Raw genomic sequence first — 6,199 nt, forward strand, 5'->3', positions numbered from 1 at the left:
ACGCTCGAACACAAACAGCACCAGACGCCCCAGCACCTGGATCACCCCGATGGCCGCCGGAATGGCGATCACCCAAGCCGGTGACAAGCCCGACTCTTGCAGCAAGGCGATCATGTGGGCGGGCAAGGCCGAGGTGACCGACATGGTCAGCACCATGAACAGTGCCAAGAGCCAAAATGGTGCGTGGCGCAAGTGTTCGCGTACCGAGGTCAGTGACGGCTTGTCATTCAAAGCCGATGGATCGATCACTGTGCGCGGCGCCCCTTGCAGCAACCAGGCGTGCAAGGGCGCACAAATCAAAAACTGCAGCGCTGCCAGTGCCCACAGGGCCTGACGCCAGCCCCACAGATCCATCCACCAGGCGAACAGCGGAATGAACACCGTACTGGCCAGCCCGCCCAAAAAAGTCAAGGTGATGATGGCGCGCCTGAAGTCTTGCGAAAAGCGCCGCGTGACCAGAGCAAACGCCGGTGTATAAAGCGTGGCCGCCATGCCCAAGCCCAGCCAGATCCAAGCGACATAAAAACCAGCGACCGTGCTGACGAAACTGTGGCCCACCAAGCCCACACCAATCCACAAGGAGCCCAGCGTCATGACCCAGCGCTCACTCCCCGCATCGATCCAGCGCCCCACCCCATAGGCCATCAAACCTTCGGCCAGCAGCGCCATGCTGAAGGCCAAAGACGATTCGGCCCGCGTCATGCCCAGCTCGGCTTCGAGGGGGGTCATCAACAGCGAGAAGGTGTAGAAAACACTGCCCCAAGTGATCAACTGGGGCAGCGACAGCCAGAAACTGAAGGACCCCAAATCTAAAGTTCTCATCGGGTGGCGAGGTGAATACCGCATGGGTTCATTATGGTGACTCGGCCACAGGCCAGACCTTCATCTTGCGTGCATCGGGTCAGAAAAGCTGTCGCATCGGCGCGGCGTTCGGGGTCGGATTCGCTTTAAAGTGGTTGAAAAGTGGACAAGATATGGATGCTCAATTGTTGTCGGTTTTGCAGCGTTTGAACGCGGTCGATCTGGAAGAACACCCCGCGTTGAACACCCATGCGCGCCAGCTGGTGCTGGACACCTTGGGCTGCATCGTGGCGGGATGGCGCGCCGTGCCCGTGGCGGAATTGGCGCAACGCGCTGCGGCGGCGGACCCGGGCAGCTTTCGCCTGATGCCTGACGGCCCCGGCTTGACTGCGTGCCATGCCGCGATGGTGCTTGCCATGGCCGCTTGCTGGGACGAAGCCTGCGAGGGTCATGCAGGCGCGCATGGTCGACCGGGTGTGGCGGCTTTGGCGGCCTTGTTGCCCATGGCGTCTCGGCTGACCTACGGGCAGTTTCTCAAATCATTTGTGGTGGGTTACGAAATCGGTGCCCGCATGGGGGCCAGCCTGCGCATCAACCCGGGCATGCATGTGGATGGCAACTGGCCTGCATTGGGCGCGGCGGCTGCGGTGGCCCACGCGCTGGGCTTGACGCCCGCCCAAATCGTGCAGGCCGTGAACCTGGCCGCTTGCCAATTGCCCATGAGTTTGTATTGGCCGGTGCGTTCGGGCGACACCGCTCGCAACACCTATCTGGGCCATTCGGCGCAACTGGGGCAAAGTGCTGCGCTGGCGGTGGCCAGCGGCATCACCGCGCCCGCCGGATCGGTGGCGGAATATGCGCGTGTGGGTTTGGGAAAACCGCCGCTGGCTTTTGACGATGCGGCGGACTTTCAATTGCTGCAGGCCTATTTCAAGCCCTATGCGGCGGTGCGCCATGTGCATTACGGGGCCTTGGCGGCCGATGCGTTGAGGGCCGCGATCGATCTGGACACGGTGGACAGTGTGGTGCTTCAGATCTATGAAGAGGCCACCATTTACTGTGGCAATCGGGCACCGCAAACGCCTTTGCAGGCCCAGTTTTCATTGAGCTTTGGTCTTGCCGCCATGCTGCGATGGGGCCGACTGGACCCCTGGGTTTACCGCGAACCGCAGTTTCAGGACCCTGCGCTGCGTGAACTCGAGGCCAAGGTGCAGGTGCAAGTGGACGCACCTTGGACGCAACAGGGTTTGCGCGGCGCACGTCTCTTGATCGCCTGCCAAGACGGCAACCGGCACGAACACGAAGTGACGGCCGTCCCCGGTGATGCGCAAATGCCTTTCACCGAAGAGGCCTTGCTTGAAAAGTTTCTGGGCTATTGCGAAGGCAGTTTGTCCGCTGCCTCGGCCTCAAATTGGGCCCAACAATTGTTGATGGCCCCAGCCGATGCCCAACCTTTCCCGTTTTGGAATTCACCTCAGGAGAAAACCCCATGTTGAAGAAAACCCTTGCCATGACCGCTGTGCTGGCCACGGCCTGCTTGGCCGCACCTTTGGCGGCGCAGACCAGCGATTTCCCCAATAAGCCAGTGCGCATCGTGGTGCCTTTTCCACCGGGTGGCGCGACCGACATCACCGCCCGCGTGGTGGCCGAAAAACTCAGTGCCAAGTGGGGTCAGCCGGTGGTCATTGACAACAAGGCGGGCGCAGGCGGCAACGTGGGCTCGGACCTGGTGGCCAAAGCGGCACCGGACGGCTACAACATCGTGCTCGGCGTGACCGGATCGCATTCGATCAACATCTCTTTGTACAAGAAGATGCCTTACCACCCCTTGAACGATTTCGAGCCTTTGACACAGGCCACGATCTACCCGAACGCGATTGTGGTGAACCCTCAGGTGCCCGCCAACAACCTGCCCGAGTTGATTGCCTTGCTGAAAAAAGAGCCCGGTAAATTTTCATTTGGCTCAGACGGCAATGGCACCGCCTCGCATTTGGGCATGGAAATCCTGAAAGCCAGAGCCCAGGTGCAGCTGACGCATATTCCTTACAAGGGCAGCACACCCATGATCACCGACTTGTTGGGAGGCACCTTGATGGTGGGCGTGACCGGTTTGCCTGCGGTCCAGCAACATCTGAAGGCGGGCAAGCTCAAGATGATTGCCATCACCACACCCCAGCGGGCACCTGGAGCGCCTGATTACAAAACGGTGGCTGAGCAAGGTTTTGCCAATTTCAATGCCGCGCCTTGGGCCGGATTTTTTGCACCCAAGGGCACACCCAAGCCGGTGGTGGACAAGCTGGCGCAGGACTTGGCCGAAGCGCTCAAGCAGCCTGATGTGGTGCAAAAAATGAATGACTTGGGCAGTACCGTGGTGGGCAACAAGCCTGACGAGTTTCGCCAGTTTGTGATCCGCCAAATCGAGATGTGGGCCGAGGGGGTGAAGATCTCTGGCGCCACGGTGGATTGAGCCATGGCCGCTTTGGGTAACTTTGCGCCCAAAGGCGATTACGCCTTCCCCTACCGGGATCTGGTGGATGCCCGGGTCCTGGTGACGGGTGGGCGCGGCACCTTGGGTACCGCCATTTGCCGGGGCTTTGCGTCTTTGGGTGCGCAGGTCTGGAGCGTGGACCAGTCGCCCATTGAAGGTCACGAGCCGCATTCGCAAATTTCGCAGCGCGTGGCGGATGTGCGAGACCGGGCAACGCTTCAGGCGGTGCAGGCGGAAGTGGCAAAGACCGAAGGCCTGGATGTGCTGGTCAATGCACACGGTCTGCAGATCCGCTCGGACTTTGCCGGTTGTGACGAAGACACCTGGATGACCTTGACCGATGTGAACTTGAATGGCGTTTACCGCAGCTGCCAGGTGTTTGGCGAGCCCATGCGCACGCGCGGTGGGGCGATTGTGAACATCGGCAGCGTCAATGGGGTGGTGGTCTCAGGCAAGGGCACGCCTTACGGCATTCAGAAAGCAGCCGTCTCGCACATGACCAAGGTGCTGGCAGTCGAGTGGGCACCGTTGGTGCGCGTGAACGCCTTGGCCCCCACGGCCATTCCGTCTGGCATGACGAAAGACTTGTTTGCCAACGCGGATTACGTGCGCAACAAGACGCAAAGTATTCCGCTCCAACGCACGGGCACCGAAGAAGACATCGTGCACGCGGTGATGTTTCTGGCGTCATCGGCCTCGGGCCTGGTCACCGGGCACACCTTGATGATGGACGGTGGTTTGTCTTTGGTGTGAGGTCGTGGTCTGGGCCAGGCTGGCCCGTGGAACAGGCCGCTTCACTGCTCCTTGAGGATCCGCCGGTACTGCACCGCCTCGGCCACATGAGCGGCCTGGACGGTCTCGCTGCCCGCCAAGTCGGCAATCGTGCGGGCCACTTTCAGGCTGCGGTGGATGCTGCGGCCGCTCCAACCGAGTTGGGCTGCGGCTTTTTGCAGCAAGCGGGTGGCCGATTCTTCCAGTTGTGCCTGCGCATCGATGGCCTGGCCTTGCAGATGGGCGTTGGTACAGCCTTGTCGGGCCACGGCGCGCTGGCGTGCCAGCCCACTGCGGGCGGCGATGGCGTCTGTGGTTTCACCGAGCGGCGCGTTCAGCAGGTCGTGGGGCGGCAGGCTGGGCACTTCGATGTGCAAATCGATGCGGTCCAGCAAAGGGCCGCTCAGTTTGCCTTGGTAGCGGCTGACTTGGTCAGGTGAGCAACGGCAGGCCCGTGTGCTGCTGCCCAAGTAGCCGCAAGGGCAGGGGTTCATGGCGGCGATCAATTGAAAACGCGCTGGAAACTCTGCCCGCCGAGCAGCGCGGGCGATGGTGATGGTGCCGGACTCCAACGGTTCGCGCAGCGCCTCCAAAGCCGCCCTTGGAAACTCGGGCAGTTCGTCCAGGAACAGCACTCCGTGGTGCGCCAATGAAATTTCACCCGGTCGTGGGGGAGAGCCGCCCCCCACCAAAGCGACCGCACTGGCCGAGTGGTGGGGTTGGCCCGTAGGCCGTTGTGCCCATCGGCTCAAGTCAAAGCGCCCGGCCAAGCTGGCGATGGCCGCTGAGGCCAGTGCCTCTTCAATGGTCATGGGGGGGAGCAAGCCCGCAAAACGTTGTGCCAGCATGGACTTGCCCGACCCGGGCGGTCCGACCATGAGCAGAGAATGGCCCCCTGCGGCTGCGATTTCCAGCACCCGCTTGACACCCGCCTGGCCTTTGACGTCGGCCAGATCCGGGTATTGGGGTCCGTTGGTGGGGGTCATAGGGGCCATGCAAGTCCAGCCATCGGTGGGTTCTGGTGGGGGCTCTTGGGACGGGGGCAAAAACTGTTGAACCACATCCAACAGATGGCGCGCTCTGAACACCTCTGTGTCGGGCACCAATGCTGCCTCTTCTGCGCTCTCCGGTGGCAAGACCAAGCGGGTGCGCACTTGCTGCTGGCGCAGCACCAAGCTCATGGCCAGGGCGCCGCGCACCGGTCGCAAGGTCCCGGTCAAAGACAACTCACCCGCAAACTCGTGGCCTTCCAGTCGGGCCGCATCGATTTGGCCGCTGGCCGCGAGAATGCCCAGGGCAATCGGCAGGTCCAGGCGGCCTGAGTCTTTGGGCAAATCGGCCGGGGCCAGGTTGACGGTGATGCGTTGGTTGTGCGGAAAGTCGAGGCCACTGTTCAAGATGGCCGAGCGAACACGTTCGCGTGCTTCTTTGACCTCCACATCGGCCAGTCCCACCAAAGTAAAGCTGGGCAAGCCGTTGGCCATGTGCACCTCCACGGTGACGGCCGGCGCCTGCAATCCGATCAAGGCGCGGCTGCGCACCAAACTGAGACCCATCCCTCCTCCCTTGCCCTGTTTTGGTGCGTTTCAAAGAGATCAGACGCACACTTTTGAATTCATTTGGCTGTATTGAGCGCCATTGAAACATGGCGCACAGGGAAAATCACCGGTATTTACACGGGGGATGGTGCACGACGACTTGGCACGCATAGTGCTTGGGTTGTGTGTCATCCTTTCTTTATTCGGAGTTGCTCATGAAAAAAATCCTCGTTCCTACCCTGATCGCAGCCGCCATCGGCGCCATGGCTTCTGCGGCCCAAGCCCAGACGGCGCCCGCAGCGCCTGAAAGCACCTTGTCTTACAACGTGGGCGTGGTCACCGACTACCGGTACCGCGGTATTTCCCAGACCCGTCTGCAGCCCACCTTGCAAGGCGGTGCAGACTACGCCGACAAGAGCGGTTTTTATGTCGGTGCTTGGGCCTCGGGCATTCAGTGGATCAAGGACACGGGCACCACCGTGGGTGTGGGCGGCATCAAAGGCGGTTTGGAGTTGGACCTTTATGCGGGCTACAAAGGCGCTGTGGGCGATGTGGCCTATGACGTGGGTTTCCTGCGCTACCAGTACCAAGGCAACAACCT

The 6,199-nt window shown here is 61.3% G+C and carries 6 protein-coding genes; 4 read left to right on the forward strand and 2 right to left on the reverse strand.

All coding sequences use genetic code 11. The features are described 5' to 3' along the window. The coding region (locus Q0O19_RS13565) for an MFS transporter (RefSeq protein WP_295523832.1) at positions 1–822 on the reverse strand (822 nt) is incomplete at its 3' end. Between the two features lie 152 nt (positions 823–974). On the opposite strand from Q0O19_RS13565, the gene Q0O19_RS13570 reads away from it, so the two are divergent. The 3 genes from Q0O19_RS13570 to Q0O19_RS13580 are packed head-to-tail and all read left to right on the forward strand — an operon-like array spanning position 975 to position 4,042. Further along, entirely contained in the window at positions 975–2,297 is a 1,323-nt protein-coding gene (locus tag Q0O19_RS13570) for an MmgE/PrpD family protein (RefSeq protein WP_295523834.1), read from the forward strand. Beyond that, entirely contained in the window at positions 2,291–3,268 is a 978-nt protein-coding gene (locus Q0O19_RS13575; RefSeq protein ID WP_295523835.1) for a tripartite tricarboxylate transporter substrate binding protein, read from the forward strand. The genes Q0O19_RS13570 and Q0O19_RS13575 overlap by 7 nt, the downstream gene beginning before the upstream one ends. A 3-nt stretch (positions 3,269–3,271) precedes the next feature. Then, on the forward strand, positions 3,272–4,042 hold the full coding sequence (locus Q0O19_RS13580; protein WP_295523837.1) for an SDR family oxidoreductase: 771 nt from the start codon (positions 3,272–3,274) through the stop codon (positions 4,040–4,042). 41 nt (positions 4,043–4,083) lie between these two features. Here the strand turns inward: Q0O19_RS13580 and Q0O19_RS13585 are convergent, their stop codons facing one another. Beyond that, positions 4,084–5,616: a YifB family Mg chelatase-like AAA ATPase gene (locus Q0O19_RS13585; RefSeq protein ID WP_295523839.1), complete on the reverse strand. Its 1,533-nt coding sequence runs from the start codon at positions 5,614–5,616 to the stop codon at positions 4,084–4,086. Positions 5,617–5,813: 197 nt separating this feature from the next. Between Q0O19_RS13585 and Q0O19_RS13590 the strand changes: the two genes are divergently transcribed. Beyond that, positions 5,814–6,199 (forward strand): TorF family putative porin (locus Q0O19_RS13590; RefSeq protein WP_295523841.1); only part of this gene is annotated, 386 nt, incomplete at its 3' end.

Source organism: Limnohabitans sp. Rim8 (assembly GCF_945869175.1).
In the GTDB taxonomy this organism is placed as follows: Bacteria; Pseudomonadota; Gammaproteobacteria; order Burkholderiales; family Burkholderiaceae_C; genus Limnohabitans_A.

Excerpts from the sequence above, each read along its gene's own strand:
- Q0O19_RS13570 (WP_295523834.1), top strand. The coding sequence starts at position 975 with ATGGATGCTCAATTGTTGTCGGTTTTGCAGCGTTTGAACGCGGTCGAT.
- Q0O19_RS13575 (WP_295523835.1), top strand. The coding sequence starts at position 2,291 with ATGTTGAAGAAAACCCTTGCCATGACCGCTGTGCTGGCCACGGCCTGC.
- Q0O19_RS13580 (WP_295523837.1), top strand. The coding sequence starts at position 3,272 with ATGGCCGCTTTGGGTAACTTTGCGCCCAAAGGCGATTACGCCTTCCCC.
- Q0O19_RS13585 (WP_295523839.1), bottom strand. The coding sequence starts at position 5,616 with ATGGGTCTCAGTTTGGTGCGCAGCCGCGCCTTGATCGGATTGCAGGCG.